Source organism: Planktothrix pseudagardhii, assembly GCF_904830925.1.
Lineage (GTDB): Bacteria > Cyanobacteriota > Cyanobacteriia > Cyanobacteriales > Microcoleaceae > Planktothrix > Planktothrix tepida.
In genome coordinates, this window is record NZ_LR882967.1 from 1,639,588 (window position 1) to 1,665,411 (window position 25,824).

Consider the following 25,824-nt stretch of genomic DNA (forward strand, 5'->3'; position numbering starts at 1 on the left):
AAATTAGAGATTATTAAAATATGAAGCTAGCAGCGCGAGTAGAAAAGGTTCCGCCGTCTGTAACGCTGGCGATCTCAGCGAAGGCAAAAGCAATGAAAGCTGAGGGGATGGATGTCTTAAATTTTAGCGTAGGCGAACCGGACTTCGATACCCCTAAGCATATTGTTGCTGCGGCTAAACAGGCCTTGGACGAGGGCAAAACTCGCTATGGCCCAGCAGCAGGGGAACCGAAGCTCCGATCATTAATTGCTCAAACCTTAAGTGAAGAAACCGGTTTAGACTATAAAAGTGAGAATATTATTGTTACCAATGGCGGTAAACATTCCCTCTATAATTTAATGGTAGCGGTGATCAATCCTGGGGATGAAGTTATTATTCCGGCTCCCTATTGGTTAAGCTATCCTGAAATGGTAAAACTGGTGGAAGGGATTCCCGTTATTGTTCAGACGGGTGCGGATACGGGTTATAAAATCACACCTGAAATGCTGCGTCAAGCCATTACACCGAAGACAAAACTTTTTGTTTTGAATTCTCCTTCAAATCCAACCGGAATGGTGTATACGCCAGATGAAATTCGCGCCTTAGCTGAGGTGGTTGTTGAAACGGGTATTTTAGTGGTTTCGGATGAAATTTATTCTAAGATCATTTATGATGATGCCCAACATTTAAGTATTGCAGCGGCTCATCCTGAAAGCTATAAATACACCTTAATTAGTAGTGGTTTTGCTAAATCCTTTGCGATGACCGGGTGGCGCATTGGCTATTTAGCGGGAGATGTGAATATTATTAAAGCGACAACCCGGATTCAAAGTCATAGTACCTCTAATGTTTGTACATTTGCTCAATATGGTGCGGTTGCTGCGTTAGAAAACTCTCAAGATTGTGTAGAAGAAATGCGGTTAGCGTTTGCCAAACGGCGAGAGGTTATGTTTGAGTTATTAAATGCAATTCCGGGGATTAGTTGTCTAAAACCGGATGGCGCATTTTATATGTACCTCAATATTAGCAAAACTGGTTTAACGTCTGTTGATTTCTGTAATCTCTTACTAGAAGAACAACAGTTAGCCGCCGTACCGGGTCAAGCTTTTGGAAATGATGACCATATTCGTTTATCCTACGCAACGGATTTAACCACCATTGAAAAAGGAATTAAACGTTTAGAGGAGTTTGTTAAGTCTAAAATTTAGAGGAATTCAAGAGGGGTGTTAGAAGTTGGATATTGTTGCTTGTCGGTCAACCTTCAACACCCCTGTCAATATCGAATCTCAAACCCTTGTAAACCCTCTGGTTCTTCAAAATTAATGATCACGTCCCTGGGTTGAGAGGATTTTGGCCCCTGATAACACCATTGAATCATTCCATCCACCCTGTTTTGATTTCCTTCAAAGACTGCTTCGACTCGACCATCCGCGAGATTTCTCACCCAACCCTGAACTCCTCGCTCAATGGCTTGTTTCTGGGTGTAGTAGCGATATCCCACCCCTTGCACTTGTCCCGATACAAAAACGTGAGCGCGAACGATAACAGATTTAGATGGCATTTGCATTGACGAATGAAGATAAGCGACATATACATATCTTGAGAGATTATATTCATTTTGGATTGAATAGGAGTGATTTTATGGTTTGGGGCAATTTAGTGGTGATGTTAATTATTGGGGTTGTGGTTGGGGTGGGAATTGCCTATCTGGTGTTTCAACAACAGAACTCCAAGCAAAAAGAAGGTATAGAAGAGAGAATTCGTCGGGAACGGGAGGAACAGGAAAAATCCCATCAGATTCGTCAACAACAAACAATTCAACAGTTACAACAGGAACATCAAAACCAACTTCAGCAAATTAGACAAACGGTAGAAACTGAATATCTCGTTGAACGGGAACAGATGGGGGTGCAGTTACAGGAAAAGGATTCTCAAATTCAACAGATGAGTCAATCCCTGGCCGCATCTGAAGCTCAAGTTACAGAACTTAATCAAGGGTTGACTCAGTATCAAACCCTTGTGGAACAACTGACGGCTGAATTGCAAGCAACTCAAGCACAGGTTGAGCAACTGAGTCCATCTTTTGTTGAGGAAGAGGTTGAGTCTTCTATTGGGGTAGAAGAAGATGCAACTCCAGCAGTAGAACTAACCCTGACGTTACCCGAAACACCAGAGGAAAGTTCTTTTGCTGAGGAGGAAGTAGCAGAAACATCAGTGACTCTAATTGAAGTGGAATCGCCTACGGTTCCAGAAATTATTACTGAACCTACAGCTTTAGAATCTCCTACGGTTCCAGAAATTATTACTGAATCTACAGCTTTAGAATCTCCTACGGTTTCAGAAATTATTACTGAACCTACAGCTTTAGAATCTCCTACGGTTTCAGAAATTATTACTGAATCTACAGCTTTAGAATCTCCTACGGTTTCAGAAATTATTACTGAACCTACAGTTGTAGAATCTCCTACGGTTTCAGAAATTATTACTGAACCTACAGTTGTAGAATCTCCTACGGTTCCAGAAATTATTACTGAACCTACAGTTGTAGAATCTCCTACGGTTCCAGAAATTATTACTGAATCTACAGCTTTAGAATCTCCTACGGTTTCAGAAATTATTACTGAACCTACAGCTTTAGAATCTCCTACGGTTTCAGAAATTATTACTGAACCTACAGTTGTAGAATCTCCTACGGTTCCAGAAATTATTACTGAACCTGCTATTGTTAAAGCAGAAAAAATCACATTACCCCCAACAAAAGCAACTTCAGAAGAACAATTAATTGATCAGATTCTGGCCATTGGAACATCGGGAAACTTAGCGGCAATTAACACCTTAACAGGATATGTTCAACATCCTAACGCTCAAGTCCGTTATTCCATTGCAGCAACATTAGGAAAACTCACAGCTTCTCGTCGCCTGAGTCGGGAAGTACAACAAATCATTCCGATTTTGACTCGCCTAAGTCAAGATCTTGATTCCCGTGTTCGTCAAGAAGCGGTAATTGCATTAGGAAATATCCCCTCTCATCAAGTTATTCCGATTTTGCAAAAGGCATTACGAGATCCTCAAACTTCTGTTGCACAATCTGCTAGTATTGCCTTAAATAAATTCAAGGTTTATCGCGTTCGCCCTAAATCTCAACCTAAATCTTTAATGTTGAGAAAACCCAATATATCTAGGAATCCTTAATAAGTTGTGGTATTCTATTGTAGGGTTTTGATATACAAGTTAAACCCCTACAGTTTTGTTTTATTTAGTTATAACTTTATCGTTTCCCTAGCGATGGGGAATAAAACATAAAGTTTGGATTAGTGTCAACCGTTAACTTAATTTTAGGAAACAGCTATGAAATTTCAAACCTCCTTATTAGCAATAGTCAAGCCATTTTTCGGGATAACCGACATAGATCATCATCTTGTCCAACTTGTTTAAAGCCTGTTTGCGAGTGGGCTCACTCATCCAGGGATTTTGTTCTAAGTGCCGTTTAAATTCTGCTTTAATATTAGCGACCATTTCCTCTGCTTTCGCTTTAGTTGCAGGCGGAAAATATTGTTCAACAAAAAGTTGGGCTGTGGGATGATCTAAACTTTTTCTAATTTATAGGAAAAATTAAGCTTTAAAACTCTTTTTTGTTATTTCTGAAGGGAAATCTATTTCTAAGTCCCGTTAGAACCCCAAGGAAACAATATGATATGAATTAGCTTAAGATGTGAGTTAGATCACTGACAATTTTAAGATTATAGTAAGATTAAAATTTTACAAATTAATTTCAAATAATCTTTATTTTTTAACAAAAAATATTAAATTCAGAGAACGTTATACTAAAATATGAGATAGAATTGACACTTCTCCCCAAAATTATCTAAATTATCAATTAATCATTCAAGATTCCTAGAATCTGGATTCCTACAACCTTGTCTAATGTCCTCTGCTTTTGCTTTAGGCGAAATCTTGAAAGATTGATTATTATTATTGTTACACTTCCAACCGACTCAAAGGATTGGGAATAGAACTCTTAATTTAATTCTATATTGATGCAATGCAAAGAAAAACACAAAATCTTCAAACCTTTGTCCTTAAAGGATCTGCCCTAGGATTCTTAATTTTGGGTCTGTTAATTTTCCTAGGAAGTTTATTTCCTTTTTATTTTCGCCTCAAACCTCACGAAGAACCCCCCGTCCTATTAGAACATCAGGAGCAAATTTTGCCTCCCCCTTCTGAGGAAAGTGATGATGATCAAACAATTCATGCAGCACTCTGGACGACCGCCAGTATTTTAATGGGGGTAATTGCAATGGGTGCAAGTTACCTCGTGCTAATGATTCGTCCGCTTATGAATCAAATGCAGGCAGAAATCCTGGAACGTCAAAAAGCCGAAGTTGCCTTAGGCAAAGAAAAAGACTTTACTCAAACTTTATTTGATGCTAATCCTGCCTTTTTTATTGTCTTAGATGCCGATGGAAAAGTGCAACTGATGAATGATATGATGCTAAAAACTTTGGGTTATGACTTAGAAGAAATTAAGGGAACTGATTATACAGCAACGTTTGTTCCCCGTCGCAATGGTGATTCTTTACCCTGGGTTTTTGAATTGATGATTCAACGCCGTTTACCGATTCGTACTGAAGAACGAATTTTAACCAAAGACGGTCAAGAATTGATTGTTGAATGGCATGGTCGGGCAATTTTTAATGAAGAAACTGATGAATATGAATATTTTGTCGGTGCGGGATTAGATATTACAGAACGCAAACGTGCAGAAGAAGAATTACTCCTCTTACAACGAATTACAAAAGAAGTCAGTGTCGCCTGTAATTTTGAGTCTGCTTTAGAAGTAGCATTGCGATTAGTCTGTGAAACAATCGGTTGGGAATTTGGGGAGGCTTGGGTTCCCCACCCTTACGGAAAGTATCTTGAATGTAGCCCGATTGGATATAATCGAGGAGAAAATTTAGAAGAATTTCAACGCCTGAATCAACAGTATATATTCCAACCCAATCAAAGTCTCACTGGACGCATTTACTCTTCTCAACAACCGGAATGGATATTTGATATAGAACAAGAATCACCCGATCATTTTGCGCGTAAAGAAATTGCCATCAAGTTTGGACTTAAAGCGGGGTTTGGTGTACCTATTGTTGTTGATGATAAAGTTTTAGTCGTTTTAATATTTTTTACAATAACGAACAAGCAGGAAGATAAACGATTATTGAATTTAATTTCTTCCATTGCCACTCAGTTAGGAACCGTATTTCAACGGAAACAAGCAGAAGCAAAATATCGTAGTATTTTTGAAAATGCAGTTGAAGGCATTTTTCAAATTAGCCGCGATGGAGAATATATCCGAGTTAATCCAGCTTTCGCCACAATTTTAGGATATTCGTCTCCAGATGCTTTAACCGGAAATAACTCATTTATTCGAGAAGTGTTTGTTCACCATCAAGAATTTTATCAAATGATTGATTTACTGAATCAACACCATGAAATTTATAATTTTGAAGCCCAGGTCTATCGTCATGATCATAGCGTGATTTGGATTTTTGCCAATGTGAGAGCAATTTTAGATGGAAAAAAACAGCATATTTTATATTATGAAGGTTCAATTGTTGATATTACCAGCTTTAAGCAAACGGAAGAAAAACTTCGTTATAGTGCCTCCCATGATTCTTTAACAAATTTATGGAATAGAGCCTTTTTTATTGAACGACTTAAACAGGCTCTTATTCAATGTCAAGAACAACCCGGCTATCATTTTTCCGTGTTATTCCTAGATTTAGATGGATTTAAGTTTATTAATGATAGTTTAGGGCATGGAAGCGGGGATCAATTATTAATTGAAATTGCCAAACGGCTCAAAGTTTGTTTAAGAAATCAGGATGTTTTAGCCCGATTAGGGGGGGATGAGTTTACAATTTTATTAGAAAATGTGGGTTTTCCAGAAGAAGTCAAAGAGATTGCTGAACGAGTCCAAAAGTCTCTCAAAAAACCCTTTAATTTGAACGGAAATCAAATTTTTACCGGGAGCAGTATTGGCATTGTTCACAGTTCCTCAGAATACCTGTTACCTTCAGAAGTGTTACGCGATGCTGATACTGCCATGTATCGAGCAAAACAGCAAGGAAAAGGCTGTTATGTCGTGTTTGATGCGACTATGCGAACCGATGCTTTAAGGCGGTTACAGTTACAAACGGATCTACGTTGGGCGATTGAAAAAAATCAATTTCAACTCCATTATCAACCGATTATTAATTTAGAAAATGGGGAAATTTCTGGGTTTGAAGCATTATTGCGTTGGCAACATCCCCAAGAAGGTTTTATTTCTCCGGCTGAATTTATTCCTGTGGCGGAAGAAGCCGGATTAATTGTTGATATTGGGGAGTGGGTTTTACGACAAGCTTGTCGCCAATTACGCGAATGGAAACAGAAATTTAATTGCCATCCTCAATTAAGGATGAGTGTTAATTTATCGGGTCAACAATTTACATCGGATTTAAGTCAAAAAATTGATCGGATTTTGACAGAAACGGAAGTAATGGGATCGGAGTTAAAATTAGAAATTACAGAAACGGCAATTATGTCTGATCCTCAATTGGCGATCGCTAAGCTGTTAAGCATCTAAATAGGGTATAATGAAAAACCAAGTTTAGAAAAATCAATCAAAAGATGCCTGCTAAAAATCATTTAAATGAAAAGCAAGTAGAGAAACTACAGAAAAGATTGAAAGAGGAAGAAAATGGACAAATCCGAGAAAGAATCTTGATTTTATTATTGCTAAATGATGGTAAAAAGCAAAGTGAAATTGCCAAGTTTTTGGGCTGCTCATTAAACAAAGTATGTTATTGGTGTGTACATGGAGACCCTGACAAATTAGAAAGCCTAAAAGATGAAAGAATGAAAGGAAATTATAGAAAAGCCACAGACAAATATATAGAGATATTATTAGAAACAGTAGAAAAAGAACCGGAAGAATTAGGATATGAATTTGGGAGATGGACAGGAGAAAGATTGGCAACTTATTTAGAACAAATCACAGGAATCAAATTAAGTAGTTCACAAGTGAGAAAGATATTAAAGGAAAAAAAGTATGTTTATTTGTGGGCAAAGTATAGCTTAGAAGAGAAAAGAGATCCAGAAAAAAGAAAATTATTTAAAGATAAAATAGAAGAATATTTGAAAATAGCAAAAGAAAGTCCAGAACAATTACAGGTATGGTTTTGGGATGAAAGTGGATTTAATTTAAGAGTGATAAAAAGAAAGAATTGGTGTAAAAAAGGGAAGAGGAAACAGATTAGAGGAGACAGGAGGAAAGGAAGAGTTAATGTGATGGGAGGATTGAGGTACTCGGATAAAAAAAGATTTGTAGAATTTCTGGATAAAGGAAATGCAGATAATTTTTATCAAGTGTTAAAAAGTTTTTATCAAGAGCTAATTTATGAATGGGTATTAGCGGGAAATCAAGCAGAAGAATTTGTAGAAAAAGGAGCTAAGATCCTGATTATTCTTGACAATGCAAGTTTTCACAAAAAAGAAGAGTACCTAGAAAAAATTAAAGCAGAAATGCCGAATGTCTATTTAGAATTTCTTCCAGCATATAGTCCAGATTATAATTTAATTGAATTAGTCTGGCATTCAGCTAAAGAATATATAGCTCATCGACTCTTTAAATCAGTTGATGAGCTAGAGTGTTTATTACATCAGCTTTTAAATGAAGGACAGTTATCTATTAAATGGGGACGTAAACTTAAAAACAAAGGTAATGCTATAATCACAGTTTAAATACACAACAGCTTACTTTAAATGAACTCAAACATCGAGAAATTAAACTCTGTATTGATGATTTTGGAACCGGATATTGTTCCTTGGGATATTTACATCAATTTCCAGTGGATGTTTTAAAAATAGATCGTTCTTTTGTTAGTCAAATGTTCTTAGATGAAAATAAACGTGAATTGGTTAAAGTCATTGTGGCTTTAGCCCATAGTTTAGGGATGGATGCGATCGCAGAGGGTATTGAATCCCAAGAACAATTATATCAGTTAAAATCCCTGGAATGTCAATATGGTCAAGGCTATTATTTCTCCAAACCTCTCAACCCTCAAGAAGCCGAACGCTTATTAAATAAATCTTCAATGGCTGAGAAATTTCATCGCCAAGATTCAAGCGTTTTACTCAAAATCTAAACGGTTCAGTTCACTCAATTCACAGACTCTATTGGGTTAAATTGTCCGTTTTACAGATGGCGATCACACCCTTTGATTCCATTCATTTAAAAAAGTCTCATAGGCGTGATTAATTCTTTGCATAACAGCGATCACTTCTGATTTAATGTTATAATTAGGATAATATTTTTTGTTAATTGATAATAGGCTTGTTTAAATGGATTTACAGTTATCTTTATTTCCCACTACACAAACAGAATCTACTCCTAAAAAACAAAAAAAAGCAAAATCAGGTCGCTATGAAAAACTTCAACAGCAACTATTAACAACTCAACGTGATCCCTATCAAGTTTTTATTGATATTGACAATCAGTCTGTATCCTCATTTAACTATAACTTTATCGATCTTTTTTGTGGTGCAGGGGGATTTACTCAAGGTTTAGTCCAAGCAAAATTTAATCCTGTAGCTAGTATTGAAATTAATTCCATTGCTTCAGCAACTCATCAAAATAATTTTCCAAGTTGTAATCATTTTTGTGGTGATATTCATGAATTCAATCCCAGAAAATCTTTGGAAAAATTGCATTTCCCCCCGATTCATCTTGTTGTGGGTGGCCCTCCCTGTCAAGGATTTTCTGTTGCTGGAAAACGAAACCCTGATGATCCCAGAAATAACTTATTTAAACAGTTTATTCGTGTTGTTTCAGAAATTCTGCCTTGGTACGTTGTGATGGAAAATGTACCGGGTATTCTAACTCTGAAAAATGGAAAAATTAAACAGGAAGTATTTGAACAATTTCAAGCCATAGGTTACTCAAATATTTCAGTTGTTATTCTTGAATCTGCTGCCTATGGAGTCCCTCAAATTCGACCTAGAGCGATATTTATTGCCAATCGATTTGGACTCCAAAACCCTTATCCCAAACCTCAACTTTTACCCGAACAATATCAACCGATTGAATCCGCTATTTCTGATCTTCCTGAGTATACACCTATTCCTGAAATTAATCATGAATGGACTCGCCATTCTCCTGAATATATGCAGCGAATTGCACAAGTTCCCCCCGGAGGTTCTCTCTATGAAACTTATCTTGATGCGTTCAAACGTCAATATTCAGGTAAACCCAGTATGACCATAAAAGAAAATCACGGTGGAACTCATATTCACCCTTATCTTAATCGAGTGATTTCTGCGCGTGAAATGGCTAGATTACAAACATTTCCTGATTCTTTTATCTTTGCAGGAACGATGAAAAAAGCCATGTGGCAAATTGGAAATGCAGTTCCTCCCCGTTTAGCAGAATGTATTGGATATGCTCTCATTCCTTATTTAGATAGTATTAGTTTAGGGAAAGAGAAAGAGTTATCAACTATTCCAAAAAATTCTGAGATTCAACTTGCTTTAGAGTTGCATTAAGAGCAGTTCGCCAAGCCTCAAAATTATACCATCCACAACCGACGCATCCTTCCTCGGCTTCTGAACCCGATTGAGGAATATTATCCGGCCATTTCTCATTCCCAAAATACCAAAATTCGAGTCCTAATGGTGTTCCTCGGTTTCCTGTTTCAATACATTTCTCGCAACTTCTCGACTTTAAAAGATTATGATTCCCAGAACTATCTTTTTTGAGGAGTTGAAATTTATTCCTAATTTCAGTTTCACTCATATTAACATCATGATTCGGTTCACTTTTACCCCAACGTTCCATCGGAAAACGATGATCAATAACTAACTCATGAGGCAACCGTTGCCGATTTTCAATCACGTCTATATAATTGTAAATCTCTAAAATTCTTTTGACTAATTTAGGAGGAAGATTAGCAGAAGCATTTGCTTCTCTGGTTTCTCCCGTCCATCGATCCCAAATAGTAATTTTTTGGCAAACTTGACAAATTTCTCGCTTGGTTTCAATCACTAACCCTGGACGACCACTTCTATTTCCTCGTTCTAAACCTTGAATTCCCCCACCTCCAGCATATTGATTAGAAGCAACTTTTTTCCCTTCACAGTTGCGACAATGCCACTTTTGATCAGATAATAAATCGAAAACTTTAGACTGTGATGAACCTGATTTAAGTTTAGATTTTAAACTTTCTGCTGATTCTGGGTTCACTCCACATTCCTCATCTCTGTTTCTAAGTTCTCAAGCAGTTCTGAAACAGTAATATTCAAACCACTAGCAAGAGAAACTAGAACTGTTAAAGAAGGGTTTCTTACACCCCGTTCTAGTCCAGATATATAGGTTCGATCTAGGTGAGAACGTAACCCTAACTCCTCTTGAGAAATTCTGATAGACATTCGATATTGTCTAATCAAACTTCCTAAAGCCTTTAAAACTTGTGTTTTAGACTGTTCCATAAAATTATGATCCCCTTTCATAGACGATCAGTCTACGGACGATCAGTCACATTTTGAGCAAAGGCTAACTCATTAGGGTTTTACAGATGGCGATCGCACCCTTTGATTCCATGTTGCCTTTATTGATATTATATTTAATAACTCAGCTAATATAAAGAGATAAAAAACATGACAGAAAATAGGTTTTCTTCTGAAAAGAGGAATGTTATTTTAACAGAAAGATATTTGAGCGGTTCACATCATTATTTTTTTGAAGTCAAAGAAGCAAAAAATGGTTCTAAGTATATTATTATCGATCAACGAAAAAAGGTAGAAAATAAATTTGTTAGTACCAAAATGCGTATTTTTGAAAATGAAATGCTTGAATTTCAAAGGATTTTGAATAAGCTAATTAATTTTTCTTTAAATGACACTTCTGTTACTGAAACCGATAACAATTATCATAATAATCAAATAGAATCTAATTTATCGCCAAACAATCTAATTTTTTTAGAAGAAAAATATTTTAGCAGTTCCCATTACTATTTCTTTGAGGTTAAGGAATCAAAAAATGGTACTAAATATATTGTAATAGCACAAAGAAAAAAGTTAGAAAATGAATTTATTAGTACCAAAATGCGTATTTTTAAGGATGAAATGCTTGAATTTCAGAGAGTTATGAATAAGTTAATTGCTTTTAGTTTAAATAATAATTTAATTCCCAATAAAATTTCAGATATTAACAAGGATAACCAGAATAAACAAATACAATTAGATTCAGATTTATCACCGAGATTTTTTGATAAAATTATCACAACAAATAACTGGAAACAATTTGAAGAATATGCTTATTATTTACTCAAGTTATTGGGAATAGAGACAGTATATAATTTTACAGGAGAAAGACAAGCAGGAAAAGCTGATGGTTTTTTCAAAATTGGAAATTTAGCAGTTATTTATGATTGTACTCTTGATTTCCAGAATATAGAAAACAGTAAAATTGAACAAATAAATAATTATTGTAATAAACTGAAACAAGGTAGTATTGAATTATCTGGAAGAACAACAGAAGAATTTTATAATCATCATAAACAAGTTTGGATTATTACTAGAGGAACAACTAGACAGATTAAATTAATTAATTCAATAGAAGTTAAAGAAGTAGCTATTAACGATCTTATGTATCTTTATCAAGAGCGATTAACAAGCAACATGAATAATCAGTCACTCGAAATAAAATTGCGAAATATCTAAATTATATTGTAATAGTACACAACTAACTTTATTAAAAAATTATAATTATTCTTGTTTTTTTGATTGAGTTACTAATCTTTATATTTGTTAAATTGATCATTTTATTGATGGCGATCGCACCTGTTGACTCCATTCATTTAAAAAAGTCTCATAGGCGTGATTAATTCTTTGCATAACAGCGATCGCTTCAGATTTGATGTTATAATCAGGATGATATTGTTTGGCTAATTGATAATAGGCTTTTTTCACTTGATTCGGTGTTGCCTTGGGATGAACTCTTAATACTTGCCACCAATTTTGATAATGTTCAGATGCGATTAATTCTGGTAGACTTAATTGTTGATACCACAGTTGTAAAATCCCCTTTTGACTCCCACTAACTAATCGTTGACCATCGGGACTAAAGGCAACGGGAGAACAACCGGAGAGCGTTTGCAATAATTCTCCTGTTTTCCAATTCCATAATTTAACCGTTTGATCAACACTTCCACTCGCCAAAATTTTGCCATTGGGACTCAAAGCTATAGAAAAAATAGCGGCAGAATGTCCGGTTAATGTCCGAATTAATTGATAGGTTTTAAGATCCCAGACTTTAATTGTATTGTCAGCACTCGCACTGATTAAGACTTTATCATCAGGACTGAATAAAACAGAAGTCACCCAGTTAGAATGTCCGGTTAAAACAATAGGATTTTCATAGGTTTTGATATTCCAAATTCTAATAGTTTTATCAGCACTCCCACTGGCTACAAATTCACTCTTAGAACAGATAGCAACAGACCAAACTCCATCAGTATGTCCGTTCAAAATTCGTTTAGATTGTCCGGTTTTAAAATACCAAAGTCTAACGGTTTTATCGCTACTTCCACTGATTAAAATTTGATGATCGGGACTAAATACGAGGGACGTAATAATTCCCATATTTTTTTCAGGAAGATTCAGATCCAATAAAGTTCGATTCAGTTGTCGAGTCTGAAAATTCCAGAGGGTAATTCGACCATTAACACTTCCGGTGGCAACGACTTCTGAACTAGGACTAATGGCAACTGAATACATCTCATAAGGCATAAACCAAGTATATTTTTTCTTAACTGTATTAACATCCCAAATGTGAATATTACGATCATCACTGGCACTGATCAAAGTTTGACTATCAGGACTAAAAGCCACCGCATGAATTGAATTTTGATGTCCGGCTAAACGCTGTGTTTCTATCCACATTAAATCAGGTGATTGGGGATAAATAACAAGACTGTAATTTTCAATAGTAGGTTTTTCTTTATTTTTTTGAAAAGATGATTTCTGGGTATCTTGAATCTTTTGTTTAAGCTGTTTTAATTCATCCTCTAATTCTAAATTATCGAATTTTTGTTTTAATTTTTCTTCTTGAAATTCAGGAATAAGTTCCAATACTTCTAATAACGCGGTGGTATAAAATTCCTGATCTAAAATCCGTTCTTCCATCCGGTCAAAGGCTTGAAACGCTGTTTCTCCGCTTCCGGCAGCATCAATTAATTGGGCAATTCCATATAATCCTAACCCAACAATGCCGCCAAAAACTCCTAATGTTCCCATGCCAATTCCTACGCCTGTCCCCGCAAAACCTAACCCCATTCCTCCCACAACGGAAGAAATTCCTATGCCGGAAATTGCCCCTAATCCTACTGTACCCCAAGCAATAGAATCCCCTTGATTAATAGCTCTAAATGCGCCATAAGTTGCAGCACCCGCCACCGCCCCCACACCCATTAAGGGCATCATTCCTAACCCAATTCCCCCAAAACTTCCCACCAGTCCCACACCACCAATCGTGCTATAAATTCCTGCCCCAGTTGCTGCACCAACGGTAACAAATGTTGTACCAGGAGTTGATTTTTGAGAAAAATCATAATAGCTTTTCATGAATTTTTCCGAACTAGATATCGTTTGTACAAGATTAGCGTCCACTGTTAAGCTAACTATTTAGGTCTTGCTAAAATTGATCATCTCACTCATTCCCCTTATTGATAAAAGAGGAATAGGTAGCTTTTTTAAAGCTACATCAGTATAAAAATTCCTTGATTTTATCAATTAAATGACTTTGGTGAAAAAAATCAATTCCAATTGCTGATTTAATTAAATACAGCAATAAACAGATCAAAACAGTAATCATTAAGTTTAAAGTAATTAATAAAATAATAGCAGCCACGAAATTCCCCACTTTTGTGAGGCCCCGTGTAACGTAATGGCGTTGAACTTTTCGGCGTTCTTTCCCCACTAATAAAACAACATAAAATCGAGAAAGAATTAAGTCAACGTTCAATCTTAAATCTACAATTTTAGGAGAATTTTTAGGAATTGCATGATTTAATATTATTTTAATTTCATTTAATTGCTCTGGAGTAAAACTTGATAAAATACTAGGTTCAATTTGTTGGATATAATGTTCGGGTGTTTTGGCATGATAAGGTAATTTATCAATAGGTTCTTTGTGAATAGCCGAAGATTTCATACGGTGTTATATCCGAATTTATACGGAATTTGTACGGATGTTACTTAGGTATAGCTCTTCTAAATAAAATTGAATAAGCTATTTTTAAAGATTAACACACCTATTCCTAAAGACAACCCAGATAACAAAGTTAAACAATAAAAACATTGTTGTGGATTTAAGCCTAAAAATTTTAAGGGTTTATGGGCAAATGCTAATCCTAGAACGAGTAAAATAGCGAATAACCACAGTAAAATATAGGTTAGAGGCCAAAGCATAATCAGTTTAGGTCGAGTCCCTGATCCAACGGGAATATCTTGCAACCAAATCGTTATTGGCCAATTTTTGGGCCATACTCGGAAAATAACACCAAAAAATATAATTCCCATGACCCCAGCACTTCCTAATACAATACCCTCGGAACCTGTTTTGGCTAAATAGAGGATAATGGCTAAGGTTATCACCCAAACCCAGATGGAAACCTGAAATGCAGTTAATAGCCATCCGGCTAAAATATAGCCCAGAATTAAAAGGATGAGATAAAGCCAAACTTTATAAAGCTTAGGGGATAACTGTTTCATCTGCCCCTTCCTAAAATTCTCTTATAAATTCATCTTTATTCTATCAATAACCTATCTATGACATCTAATCAAGACTTTAGTTTAACCTGTCCAATCCCCCTGCAACAATATCCTTATATTTTACTCGCTCATGGCGGTGGGGGTAAACTCATGCGTCAATTAATTGACCAGATGTTTTTACCCACTTTTGGTGATTCAAATCAAGTGGAACATGATGCAGCTACTTTGCGATTCAGTGGCAATAAAATTGCTTTTACAACGGATTCATACGTCGTTAATCCTCTATTTTTTCCAGGGGGAGATATTGGTTCAATGGCTGTTCATGGAACGGTTAATGATTTAGCAATGGCGGGTGCTCGTCCTTTATATTTAAGTGTGGGTTTTATTTTAGAAGAAGGTTTACCCATTCAAACTCTATGGGAAATTATTCTATCGATGAAAAAAGCAGCCGAGAATGCTCAGGTTAAAATTGTCACTGGAGATACTAAAGTTGTTGATAAAGGCAAGGGAGATGGGATTTTTATTAATACATCGGGTATCGGGATTATTGAACATCATTTAACTATTAATCCTCTATCGGTTCAACCGGGAGATGCTGTAATTATTAATGGAGATTTGGGGCGACATGGGATTGCAATTATGGCAGTGCGGGAAGGATTAGAGTTTGAAACAACAATAGAAAGTGATTCTGCACCTGTGGCGGATGTGGTTTTAGAGTTATTAGAGGCGGGAATAGAAATTCACTGTTTACGAGATTTAACACGGGGTGGTTTAGCGAGTACGTTGAATGAAATTGCCATCGGTGCTCATGTTGAAATTGAAATAAAAGAAAGAGCAATTCCGGTCTTAGAAGAAGTTAAAGGAGCTTGTGAAATTTTAGGATTTGACCCCCTTTATGTTGCCAATGAAGGGCGGTTTGCGGTATTTGTCCCTGAAAAAGATATTGAAAAAACTTTATCGATTTTACAAGCAAAAATTCCAGAAGCAAGTTTAATTGGTTACGTTAAACAAACGTCAACCTCTTTAGTTACAATGGAAAGTACAATCGGAGCAAAACGGATTATTGATATGTTAAGTGGAGAACAGTTACCTCGAATTTGTTAGAGAGTTATCAAGCTGAAGGTAAACCTTTACCCCATCAGAAAAATTTAGGTAATTTTTGCCAAGTTGCTTAAATTTGTAGGGTTCGTAAGCTCTGGGTACGCACTTAATCACACTTAATCCAGGAATATTAGTAACCGAGATAGTCGCACTACTTTATCTACAATTGGCTTGCATCTCATTTTCGCCAAAATTCATCACGCTGTTTTTGCTGTTGTTTCAGCATTTCTTTTTTAGCACTTTCTAAATCTTGATTTAACTTGTTAACAATAGCGTGCTTTAACTGATAACTTTCATAACTGCGGACAGTTAAAACAGGTTGAATAAAAGAAACGGCTAAAGCTCCAATAGCTGTATGAATTTTGTCTTTAATTTGTCCTGAATATTTTTGACCTGTCATCACATACCAAGCAAACATTTCACAATTATTCCGATGAATATTATACTCTACAAATCGTTGAGGATAGTCTAAAATCCGTTGTTCCTGTTCAGGGGTTAATTCTGTGGCTTTGCCTTTATATTCAACACCATTAGGCCCCCAACCGATTGAATTTTCAAAGGTTCCATCGGAGGAAATAAAATAATGTTTAGCAATTCCTAATGATTCCTCAATAGGAATATAATAAATAGAAGTAGCCATGTGTACTGAGTGCAAATATCCCTTATAATTAATAACATATCATGAAAAGTCATTTATAGACTAGCTTTTTCCAGGAATGATGGGGTTGTGGTGTGTGCGCGGAATTTACGCACCCTACGAGTACCAAATTGATTCGATTTCATCAGCTATTTTATTCGCTTTTTCTTCTATATTTTCCTTGTTTTCTGTCTGAATTAATACGGTTACATGACCTAATTTTCGACCGGGGCGAGATTCTGTTTTACCATACCAACGAATAAAAGTATTAGGAATTTCTGCGATTTTTTTGCGTTTTTCTAAATAGTCACAATTAGCGGTTTCAAAGCCTAATAAATTCACCATTACAGCCCCACTACAGTTTAACGCGGTATTACCTAATGGTAAACCACTGACCGCCCTTAAATGTTGTTTAAATTGGGAAGTTTCACAAGCATCTAAACTAAAATGACCGGAATTATGGGTGCGAGGTGCAATTTCATTCACTAAGATTTCCCCTTCGGATGTTAAAAATAATTCGATTCCAAATAGCCCAATCACTTGTAAACTATTCAATAACGTTGTTGCAATTGTTTCTGCTTGTTCTGCTATACTTTTATTAATATTAGCTGGAGCAATAACTCGATGACAAACTTGATTTTTCTGCACCGTTTCTACTATCGGATAAACTGCCACATCTCCTGTAACAGAACGCGCTGCAATAACCGCTAATTCCCGTTCAAAGGGGACAAATTGTTGTAATAACATGGGAGGATAGTTAAATTTTGCCCAGGTTTTAGAGAGTTCCTCCGCATTTTTAATAATAAAGGTTCCCTGTCCATCGTATCCATAACGGCAAGCTTTTAAAACCACAGGATAACCCAGATTATGATTAATTATTTTACCATTTTCAGGGGTTAAGAGTTGAAATGCAGGAACGGGTAAACCTATTTTTTCTAAATAACTTAATTGATCATATTTATCTAATAATAAGGATAAAGCTTGTAAGCGAGGACGAAAACAAACCCCCTGTTCTTCCAGTTTAGATAAAGCGTTTAAATCAACAAATTCATTCTCAAAAGTAATAACATCACAATATTTTGCTAATTTTGCGGTGGCTGTCGGGTCATCAATAGCAGCTAAAATGGTTTCGGAGGAGAAAGGAACTGCTGGGTCAGTGCTGTGGGGGGTTTGAACAAATAAAGAAACCCCTAAAGATGCGGCTTCCATTCCCATCATCCAAGCGAGTTGTCCCCCTCCAATTACACCAATTTTTGTCAGGGTTTGGGGTTGAATTGTAGGAGTTGATAGGGTGTTCATTTTGGGAAATAATCTCAACTTTATTTATTTTAACTGATTTGTCGCTTAAAAGAAACCGGGTTTTTATCGGAAGATTGAGGATAGTTAACAAGATTTTGAGCAAAAACCCGGTTTTTGAATTTTACCTATCCCACGCCTAAAAGAAACCAGGTTTTTATCAGAAAATTGGGGATAGTTAACAAAATTGTGAGCAAAAACCCGGTTTCTGGATTAACTAGGAGTTGAATAGAGAAAGTTGGATATAGTCTGGGGTGAATTGAAAAGGAGTTGAAATGAAATTATTTTCAGGAATGGTTGTGTCTAATTGGCAAGGATATTGACCTTCTAATTTTAACCAATGTTGGAAGATTTGTTCTCGGTTATCTTGGGGGTCTATAACCCGATAAACCCTGACTCGTTTTTTCCCTTCACTTTGGCAGCGAACACAGGTTAGACGATAACCAATTTTATCTAAAAATCGGCGTAAAATGGTAATAGGACTTGAATTTTTAGCGAGTCCAATTCCTGTAATCGTTTTAATAGCACTTCGATCTTTAAGGGCAATTTCAGTAATGGTTTGTAAGTCAGCATCAGTATTTTTTAAATCCCGTTCTTGATTTTTAAGTAAAGCCGGAATCCCTAATAATTCCATGATTCCAATCATAGCACCTAGCTGGGAGCGATTAAAATCCGGGGCAAAAATATTGCCTTGTCCTTGTTCCATTAACCGTCTTGCAATTAACGCATCTCGACCCATTAAATAAGGACGACCTACGGTTAAGAAATAATGAATTCTGAGTTGTTCATACCATCCTTGATCATCTTTAGCAATTAAATCTGATGTAACAGCAACCCCATAGCGTAATTTTAACTCATATTTACGGATTGCGCGACGTTCTTCTGGAGTTTTTGATAATTTTCTTTGAAAAAAATAATACTGACAATCACTTAAATCAGTAGCATGAATCACCGCTAAATTTTCCGCTTGGTAATTCTGATCCTTAACCGCTAAAATGAGTTCATTGAGGGTCGGACGTTCTGAGTTCTTTGGTTTAAATTTTTGCGTTGATTTAATGGCATTTTTGGGTGTTTTCTTGGCTTCTGGAACCTCAATAATTTGATGACCTTCTCCTGCTAACGCTGTTAAAATCGTTTCTCGATAATGATCCATTCCTGCATTAAATCGCACTGCCATTTTTGCCCAACAGACTAAAGATTCAGATTGAAATCCTATTCCTAAATCATCTAATCCTGCAAAATCTGATTGTTGCAACAGCCGAATATTTAAGCGAGTTAATCGTTGTCCACTACCGAGTAAAGAACTCATAGAAGTTGCACCATTTCCCACCTGATTAAATCCTCGGTTTGCCATCCAAATAAATCGGGGAATATTCTCTCGAATTCGTCCCAATGCTTGACGGACAGAATTTTCCGCTTGAATGCCTTGAAAGATTCCCCAAACTGAGGTAAAATGATTTTGAATATCAATACTAACTCCCGTTTCAATGGAAGGAGAAGCTAACACAATATCATAGGATATTAGCTGTTGATTGAAGTTAGCAATTGAACCATAAGCAGGATGAGTAGGATCAGCTAAAGATTCGGAATCTATTCTCAAGATAGAACGATCTGGAAATTGAGTTTTTAAATAGGTTTCTAGGGTACGAGTTCCCCATTGACTCGCTAATTTTTGGGCAGATAAACAAACAAAAGGTTTCCCTCCTTCGGCAATATGTTGTTCTAAGTCTTTCACCAGTTGGTCAGGGGTATTCCCTAAATAGTTATAAACTGTCCACGCTTCATCGGGTGAAGGTTGCCACTGATTTTGAATCACAAAAGGTTGCAGATGAATACCGGATAAGGCGGTTAAATAATCAATAGAGGTATCGCTTAAATCGGCATCGGAAATCACAACTTGACCGCCTCCTCCCAAGACATTTTGCAGGAGAGTTTTGAATGATTTTAGAATAGAAACTCGATAATTTTGGCAGGTTTCTGAGTTTAATCCATGCCATAATACTTGTTCAACTTCATCTAAAATAACCAGTCCATTTGACCAGTCTCTGGCTTCAAATTTAATGCTAGAATTAGGATGTAATGAATCAATACATAATCCATACCCAAAAGCAGAATTAGGAGTTTCAACGGCAGATTTCATGTATTGTAATCCAAACCGTTGACATAACGCTTCAATGAGTCGAATTCGATGACCAATCACTAAAACCCATTGTTTTTTTTCAAGTGCCTCTTGAACTAGGGTTTCTAATATTTTTGTTTTTCCGGTTCCTTTAGGAGATTTGATGGCGATTAGTTTAGCATTTTGATGTATTTTTATATCGGATAAATAGCGACTATTGAGGTCAATATTGGGGGAATAATTTAAGCGATTATAAGAAAATGCTTTCCAGGTTTCTAAAGGAGTTGCCGTTTGATATGCCTGCTCAAATACTGTTTGTCCTTGTTCTGCAATTAAGTCATCAACCCCTTTACCTAACTGAGGATTCCAATTGATAATATAAACTGAACATCCTGCCTGTGTTAATAAATATCCCGTTTGCTGAATAGCTGAATTAACGGCTTTAATGGTTTTAGGTTTAGTATCTTGATCAAAGACCATATAAATCTTCCGATTTTTATTCACAAACTGCTGCAACTGCTGAATTAAAGCAGGTTTAGCAATTCTATTTCCATATTGATCACGAGGAACTCGGTAACCACTATGAATCCCAGGAAGGGCAATCGCAATATATCCGGCTGTTAGTAATGCTCCGGCTTTTTTGGCTCCTTCGGTAATACATAAAGGTAGTTCAGGATGACAAATTACCCAACGCCAGAATCCTAAATCCGGTTGATGGGGTTGGAGATCATCAGGATTGATTTTAACGTTATATTTTTCAGCAATTCTTGCCCAGATTGTTTGAGAAATTCTTAATGCAAAAATCCCCGTTGGTGTATGGGGAGGATGTTCATATTTAATACATTTACTTTGATCTGAGGTTAAGCGAGGCTTAATCGGTTTAAAACATCCCCATAAATCCGGGTTTCCAGTCAAAATATCAATCCCAGAACACCACCAACCTCCATCATAAAGATGTTTATAACGGTTAAGAATAGGTTCTGATAAACGGCCTGTATTTAATCGCGGAAGGGTATCAGCATAGAGAAGATAATCTAACGGACGATACCCATCCAGAGGAATTACGTTAAGTTGGGTGAGTTCTTCGTCAACGCCACTTTCTGTCCACTCTGTTAAATAGTCCATTTCTCTCTCATTGCAACTGCGGATTTTTAAGCGTAACCCTAGGATGAAAGCTTGAGTATAAAATTTTGTAAACGTTTTGACGTCAATTTAATTCCTGTAAAAAAATAAGTATAATTTTCCCTAGACAAAAGCAAACAGAAGTGTTAGAGTTGAACCTACGAAAATTGGTCGTTTTGTCAACCGAGGTGCGGTTATGTTTCCGTTGTTGCAATCTACTCAAAAATTAGCCATTCTCACCTGTTTAAGTACCCTGTTTTTCCCTACACCTCTTTTAGCGGAATTATTGAATCCTGAAACCGTTTTAATGGCTCAAAATCCATCCAATGATGAGTTTTATAAGCAAGCGAAAGAAGAACTCTCAGAAGATGTTTATGTCATTTATCGGGTTGTTGATAGAATTGCCAGAGCTAATGGTTTAGATAATACGCCTTGGCGGGTTGGAATTGTGGATGAATATAATATTAATGCCTTTGCAACAGAAGTTAATTTAATTGCCATTTATACAGGTATTTTAGATCAATTAGCGGGAGATTCTTCTGCCATTGCTTGTGTCATTGGTCATGAAATGGCACATCATGTTAAACGTCATATTGCTTTAGGGCCAGCCCAAGAAGCGGCTTTAAAAGAACGCATTCAAAAAGAAGCCGAACAACAAGTTTTAGCTGAAATTCAAGATGCTAAATCTGATGCAACGGGAACTTCAATTGGAGGGGCTGTTTTACAAACTGTGGGAGGTTTTTTAGGCGGTTGGGGTCGGACGGTGGGAAACGTGGGAAATAGTGCGTTACAAGGTGCGAGTCGTCAACGTTTAGCGCAAGCAGAAGAACGGGTGAAAGAAATTGTGCAAGAAAAAACCACAGAATTAGAACAAAAACTTGCTGAAAATAATCGTAAACAAGAATTTGAAGCCGATGAAGTTGGCTATCAATATATTGCTAAAGCGGGGTTTGATGCAGAAGGATGTATTCGAGTGATGGATGTTTTAGGACGCACATCTGGTGCTGAATTTGATACCACTCATCCGGCTATTCCTAAGCGAATTGAACAGCTTAGAGCGTTAATGAATCAATATCCTCCTGCAACGTTAGCGCAAGAAGGCGAAAGCTTAATTAAATCGACTCAACCCCTGACTTATGACCTTTCAAAAGATGGTCAATCTTTAAGAATTAATTCCCGTCGAGGGGGTTCTGCTGCGGATGATATTGACCGCCGTTTTAGTCAGTAATTCCTAGTAGGGAACAGCTTAACAGGGAACAGGGAACAGGGAACAGGGAATAGGAAATAAGGAATAAGGAATAAGGTAAATCAGAACTGTTGGGTAACTTTAAATTGAGATTAAATTTTACCATATTCCTAACTCCTGTTGAGTATTTTTTATTCCTTTAAAAATCATATTCCACTTCTAAAATTTCCGTATATTCAAACTCATTGGAACTTTGATGGACTAACGGATAACGCTTTCCGCCTAATTCTATCCAATCTTCCTCACAATCAAGTTTAGGAGAATTGTAGGATAGAATATACTCGCGTCCAATGCGTTTTTCCATCTCTTCCGCTACTTCCCCCCGCCATTGGGTTTTTGTGACTAAAACAATTAATTGATTCGCTAATTGTGGAATAATATTCGCAATTTGTCGCCGATAAATTTCATCTAAACTGCCAAAAGGCGAGTCCATAACAATGGGAAAGGTACTACTATCAGGGCCCATTAAGGTATTTTTTTGACTCCATTCTCTCACCCCATCAATAATTCCCCCAATAAACGATAAACTTAAAATCTGATTTTCCCCCGTTGAAGCCGCGACTTCTGCTTCCTCTCCGGCGGTAGTCTCCACTAATTTTAATTCATATTTTTCCGTTAATTTGGGTAAATAAGGCGTAAAAGAAATTTGACTAAATAATTTTTGCACTCGCTTTTCTAACTGACAGCGAAATTGTTGGTCTAAACGGTCTTTGACTTGAGTTAAACGTAAGATTGCATCCTGAGTTGCTGCAATTCTTCGCTGCATTAATACTTGTTTAATTTCATTCATTTGTTGTTTATCAACTTGTCGAGACAAACTCTCAACCGTTGCTTTAAAATTCTCAATTTGTTGTTGATTTGAACCTGTTTCTCGATTTAACTCACTAATTTTGAGTTCAATTTCATCTAACCGTTTTTGTAACTCTTGAATATTCTCATCAGGAAACTTTCTCAGTTTATTGGTAATGCTATCGAGTTCATTTTCAATCCGTTGTAATTCTTCTCGATAAGTTTGAATATTCAGTTGTTGGCGATTAATTTCGTCCCAAAATTCAGTGGCTTGTTTATCTAATTCATCAACTTGGCTACTTAACCGAATTGCTGTTTCATCAATATCAGCCGTTCCCGCTTGATTTAACCAATGTTCAACTTGTCCACATCCCGTATTTCCAGGAATTAATTCAGCCCCACAAATACATTTTTTTTCTTCTAATAAACTCTGCAAAAACTGTTTGGTAATTCCGGTATTCAACTCCCCCCGTTCTCGCATTTCGGAAAATATTGTTCTAAATTCTGCTGTTAATTCAGGAATTAAAACCGTATAGCCTTTGGTTGAAATTCCTCGATTAATAGCGACATGACCTTGATGGAGTTGTTCTCGGAGTAATTGTTTTTTTAGGTCTAATTCATTCCGTAATTGTTGTAATTCAGCCGCACCACTTAACTCCATTAATCTCTCACTCAAGGTTGATTTGACCAGCTTTTGGTGGTCTAACTCTTGGGTAATTTCAGTCTGTCTTTGCAACAAACGTTCAATTTCCTGTTCCGCTTTTTTCTTTTCATGTAAATATTTTTTGGTTTCAGGATTTCCAATCATTCCTAAATCCGTTTCTAAGGATTTCTTGGCTTCCCCTAAATGTTTAATGGCTCGATTTAAAACTTCAACTCCTAATAACTCTTTTGTTGCATCCGCAATTTCTACTTTACGTTCATCTCTAACAATCTGCTCAATTCTCTCTCCATCAAAAAAGAAATATTGATGTAAACTTAACGGTAAAATTCGATTAATAATTTCCTCTGGAGGGTGAGGCGGCATTCCCCAGCGTCCATCATCTCCCGCCACTTGCATATATAATTGACTGGCTGTTTGTTCAATCTCACTGCCATTTTTATAAGCTCGACAAATCCGTTTGACTAAATATCGTTTATGATCATGTTCAAAGATTAATTCTACCCAACATCCCACCCCTTTTCCGGGTTCAGATTCATTTAATGCTCGTTTATTCACTAAATGTTCAGAAATGGCAAAGGCGGCACTAAACTTTTCATAAAGAACCCAAGTAAACGCATTCATTAATGTGGTTTTTCCGGCTCCATTATTGCCATGAATCACCGTTGTATTTCTCTCTCCATAACCCAAAATAATTTCTGGGGTTTTTCCATAGAATTGCCGAAAATTGCAGAGTTGAATTGAAATTAATCTCATTGCACCACATCCTTAATAATTTTGAGAATATCATCATTAATATTACGCGGATTTTTCATATATAATTTATCTCGTTCGGCTTGTAAAACCCGTTCAATAATTTCTCGAACTTCCGGGGAAGCATTGGTAATCGGGTCTTGAGCTTCTTTAGGATTAATGTTATCCCCGTAGGTAGACTTTTTTTCAGAGAAAACATTAGCAATAGTGGTAATAATACTTTCAGAATATTTAAACATTTTAAGGGGCGTAAAATGGCAATTGTGATCATTTTAATCTGAAATCGACAAAAGAGCGCGACAACACTGAGTTTTAAACGATAAGAGTTGATTAGTCTTAACAAAAATTTATCTTTGGTTGTTGTAAGATAAAATATCGAGCTTGTCACCTAATAACCATTAGAGATCAAAAACCTGTTGACAATGTGTATACAAAGCTGTTAATCTAGAATAAAGAAAAAAATTTGCAATTGAGTTTAGCTCTCACAGAGGTAGCAGCTATGTATGGGTCAGAAGCTCAACAGTCAGTCAGCCAGACCCGCGAGGTGACGATCAATATCCGAGCCAAGCAGAGTCAACGGGATTTTATCGATCAAGCTGCTAAAATACAAGGCAAAAGCCGATCAGAGTTCATGCTTCAAACAGCTTACCAAAAAGCCCAAGATGTGATTTTAAGTCGCTGTTTTTTTGAGTTAGATGAGGGTAAATTTCAGAAATTCGTGGATCTGTTAGATGCACCACCTCTGCAAAATGAGAAATTAAAAGCATTGTTAACCACTAAATCGCCGTGGGATTAGATCGAGATCGAGACAAACTCAGCCCTCCTGAAAAACTAAATCCGTCACATCAAATTGATAACTTTGATTCGGGTAACAGTCAGTTAGATGACTGGCTCAAGCGTCGTGCTTGGAAAAATGAGTTAGAAGGGGCTTCCCGCACTTATGTTCTTTGTGTGGGTGAAGTCGTCGTTGCGTACTACTGTCTTGCCAACGGCGCAGTAGCTCGAAATATTGCTACAGGAGGAGTTCGGCGTAATATGCCCGATCCAATTCCGGTTATGATTATCGGAAGATTGGCCGTTGATCGCCAGTGGCAAAACCAAGGTATCGGGCGTGCTATGCTACGAGATGCGATTCTTCGCACGCTACAAGCGGCTGAAATTGCGGGAATACGAGCAATTCTTGTCCATGCTATCTCGGAAGAGGCAAAGCTCTTTTATCAGAAGTATGGGTTTGCTGCCTTAGAGAGCGATCCGATGATACTGATGGTAAAAGTTAGTGATGCCATTATTTCACTTGGGTTAGGGTGAAAGCCAGT

The 25,824-nt window shown here is 36.6% G+C and carries 22 protein-coding genes and 1 pseudogene; 11 read left to right on the plus strand and 12 right to left on the minus strand.

The window, feature by feature from the left end; translation table 11 throughout:
- Positions 1 to 20 precede the first annotated feature (20 nt).
- A complete protein-coding gene (locus tag NMK36_RS06990) occupies positions 21 to 1,187 on the plus strand; it encodes a pyridoxal phosphate-dependent aminotransferase (RefSeq protein ID WP_254173398.1) in 1,167 nt (388 codons plus the stop codon).
- 65 nt (positions 1,188 to 1,252) lie between these two features.
- Here the strand turns inward: NMK36_RS06990 and NMK36_RS06995 are convergent, their stop codons facing one another.
- Positions 1,253 to 1,540 (minus strand): acylphosphatase, encoded by a 288-nt coding sequence (locus tag NMK36_RS06995; RefSeq protein WP_222425188.1) that lies wholly within the window; start codon positions 1,538 to 1,540, stop codon positions 1,253 to 1,255.
- Between the two features lie 80 nt (positions 1,541 to 1,620).
- Between NMK36_RS06995 and NMK36_RS07000 the strand changes: the two genes are divergently transcribed.
- Complete coding sequence (locus tag NMK36_RS07000) at positions 1,621 to 3,171, plus strand: HEAT repeat domain-containing protein (RefSeq protein ID WP_254173399.1); 1,551 nt, start codon at positions 1,621 to 1,623, stop codon at positions 3,169 to 3,171.
- A gap of 177 nt (positions 3,172 to 3,348) precedes the next feature.
- On the opposite strand, the gene NMK36_RS07005 is transcribed toward NMK36_RS07000, so the two are convergent.
- A complete protein-coding gene (locus tag NMK36_RS07005) occupies positions 3,349 to 3,579 on the minus strand; it encodes a hypothetical protein (RefSeq protein ID WP_083579846.1) in 231 nt (76 codons plus the stop codon).
- Between the two features lie 442 nt (positions 3,580 to 4,021).
- On the opposite strand from NMK36_RS07005, the gene NMK36_RS07010 reads away from it, so the two are divergent.
- The 4 genes and pseudogenes from NMK36_RS07010 (at position 4,022) to NMK36_RS07025 (ending at position 9,558) form a co-directional block, all read left to right on the plus strand.
- On the plus strand, positions 4,022 to 6,601 hold the full coding sequence (locus tag NMK36_RS07010; protein WP_254173400.1) for a diguanylate cyclase domain-containing protein: 2,580 nt from the start codon (positions 4,022 to 4,024) through the stop codon (positions 6,599 to 6,601).
- Between the two features lie 44 nt (positions 6,602 to 6,645).
- Positions 6,646 to 7,758: an IS630 family transposase gene (locus NMK36_RS07015; protein ID WP_254172743.1), complete on the plus strand. Its 1,113-nt coding sequence runs from the start codon at positions 6,646 to 6,648 to the stop codon at positions 7,756 to 7,758.
- 23 nt (positions 7,759 to 7,781) lie between these two features.
- Positions 7,782 to 8,162, plus strand: a pseudogene (locus NMK36_RS07020) (EAL domain-containing protein); the annotation flags it as partial.
- A gap of 196 nt (positions 8,163 to 8,358) precedes the next feature.
- On the plus strand, positions 8,359 to 9,558 hold the full coding sequence (locus NMK36_RS07025; protein WP_072717080.1) for a DNA cytosine methyltransferase: 1,200 nt from the start codon (positions 8,359 to 8,361) through the stop codon (positions 9,556 to 9,558).
- Here the strand turns inward: NMK36_RS07025 and NMK36_RS07030 are convergent.
- A complete protein-coding gene (locus NMK36_RS07030) occupies positions 9,512 to 10,255 on the minus strand; it encodes a restriction endonuclease (RefSeq protein ID WP_072717079.1) in 744 nt (247 codons plus the stop codon). The two genes, NMK36_RS07025 and NMK36_RS07030, sit on opposite strands and share 47 nt — an antisense overlap.
- Positions 10,252 to 10,500, minus strand: a complete 249-nt coding sequence (locus NMK36_RS07035; protein ID WP_072717294.1) for a helix-turn-helix domain-containing protein — start codon at positions 10,498 to 10,500, stop codon at positions 10,252 to 10,254. The genes NMK36_RS07030 and NMK36_RS07035 overlap by 4 nt, the downstream gene beginning before the upstream one ends.
- Positions 10,501 to 10,668: 168 nt before the next feature.
- On the opposite strand from NMK36_RS07035, the gene NMK36_RS07040 reads away from it, so the two are divergent.
- Positions 10,669 to 11,733 carry a hypothetical protein gene (locus tag NMK36_RS07040; protein ID WP_254173401.1) on the plus strand — a complete coding sequence of 355 codons (1,065 nt, stop codon included), beginning with the start codon at positions 10,669 to 10,671 and terminating at the stop codon, positions 11,731 to 11,733.
- A 96-nt stretch (positions 11,734 to 11,829) separates the two neighbouring features.
- Here the strand turns inward: NMK36_RS07040 and NMK36_RS07045 are convergent, their stop codons facing one another.
- The 3 genes from NMK36_RS07045 to NMK36_RS07055 all read right to left on the minus strand — a co-directional run bounded on the left by NMK36_RS07045 (position 11,830) and on the right by NMK36_RS07055 (position 14,784).
- Positions 11,830 to 13,635 carry a DnaJ domain-containing protein gene (locus tag NMK36_RS07045; RefSeq protein ID WP_254173402.1) on the minus strand — a complete coding sequence of 602 codons (1,806 nt, stop codon included), beginning with the start codon at positions 13,633 to 13,635 and terminating at the stop codon, positions 11,830 to 11,832.
- 139 nt (positions 13,636 to 13,774) lie between these two features.
- Entirely contained in the window at positions 13,775 to 14,224 is a 450-nt protein-coding gene (locus tag NMK36_RS07050) for a hypothetical protein (protein ID WP_245824138.1), read from the minus strand.
- A 59-nt stretch (positions 14,225 to 14,283) separates the two neighbouring features.
- Positions 14,284 to 14,784: a hypothetical protein gene (locus NMK36_RS07055; protein WP_072717077.1), complete on the minus strand. Its 501-nt coding sequence runs from the start codon at positions 14,782 to 14,784 to the stop codon at positions 14,284 to 14,286.
- A gap of 57 nt (positions 14,785 to 14,841) precedes the next feature.
- On the opposite strand from NMK36_RS07055, the gene hypE reads away from it, so the two are divergent.
- A complete protein-coding gene (gene hypE, locus NMK36_RS07060; protein WP_254173403.1) occupies positions 14,842 to 15,888 on the plus strand; it encodes a hydrogenase expression/formation protein HypE in 1,047 nt (348 codons plus the stop codon).
- A gap of 175 nt (positions 15,889 to 16,063) precedes the next feature.
- On the opposite strand, the gene NMK36_RS07065 is transcribed toward hypE, so the two are convergent.
- From NMK36_RS07065 to NMK36_RS07075, 3 genes are all read right to left on the minus strand, one after another.
- Positions 16,064 to 16,525: an NC domain-containing protein gene (locus NMK36_RS07065; protein ID WP_254173404.1), complete on the minus strand. Its 462-nt coding sequence runs from the start codon at positions 16,523 to 16,525 to the stop codon at positions 16,064 to 16,066.
- Between the two features lie 114 nt (positions 16,526 to 16,639).
- Positions 16,640 to 17,821: a 5-(carboxyamino)imidazole ribonucleotide synthase gene (locus tag NMK36_RS07070; protein ID WP_072717074.1), complete on the minus strand. Its 1,182-nt coding sequence runs from the start codon at positions 17,819 to 17,821 to the stop codon at positions 16,640 to 16,642.
- A gap of 214 nt (positions 17,822 to 18,035) precedes the next feature.
- Entirely contained in the window at positions 18,036 to 21,062 is a 3,027-nt protein-coding gene (locus tag NMK36_RS07075; protein WP_254173405.1) for a plasmid replication protein, CyRepA1 family, read from the minus strand.
- 193 nt (positions 21,063 to 21,255) lie between these two features.
- Between NMK36_RS07075 and NMK36_RS07080 the strand changes: the two genes are divergently transcribed.
- Positions 21,256 to 22,287, plus strand: a complete 1,032-nt coding sequence (locus NMK36_RS07080) for a M48 family metalloprotease (protein WP_254173406.1) — start codon at positions 21,256 to 21,258, stop codon at positions 22,285 to 22,287.
- Positions 22,288 to 22,444: 157 nt separating this feature from the next.
- Here the strand turns inward: NMK36_RS07080 and NMK36_RS07085 are convergent, their stop codons facing one another.
- Both NMK36_RS07085 and NMK36_RS07090 read right to left on the minus strand, forming a co-directional pair.
- A complete protein-coding gene (locus NMK36_RS07085; RefSeq protein ID WP_254173407.1) occupies positions 22,445 to 24,511 on the minus strand; it encodes an AAA family ATPase in 2,067 nt (688 codons plus the stop codon).
- A complete protein-coding gene (locus tag NMK36_RS07090; RefSeq protein WP_193867872.1) occupies positions 24,508 to 24,747 on the minus strand; it encodes a hypothetical protein in 240 nt (79 codons plus the stop codon). Before NMK36_RS07090 ends, NMK36_RS07085 begins: the two co-directional genes overlap by 4 nt.
- 224 nt (positions 24,748 to 24,971) lie before the next feature.
- Between NMK36_RS07090 and NMK36_RS07095 the strand changes: the two genes are divergently transcribed.
- Both NMK36_RS07095 and NMK36_RS07100 read left to right on the plus strand, forming a co-directional pair.
- Complete coding sequence (locus tag NMK36_RS07095) at positions 24,972 to 25,304, plus strand: DUF1778 domain-containing protein (RefSeq protein ID WP_254173408.1); 333 nt, start codon at positions 24,972 to 24,974, stop codon at positions 25,302 to 25,304.
- The gene (locus tag NMK36_RS07100) at positions 25,295 to 25,816 is read left to right on the plus strand and encodes a GNAT family N-acetyltransferase (RefSeq protein WP_254173409.1); all 522 of its coding nucleotides are present in this window, start codon (positions 25,295 to 25,297) and stop codon (positions 25,814 to 25,816) included. The genes NMK36_RS07095 and NMK36_RS07100 overlap by 10 nt, the downstream gene beginning before the upstream one ends.
- The last annotated feature ends 8 nt before the right edge of the window (positions 25,817 to 25,824 follow it).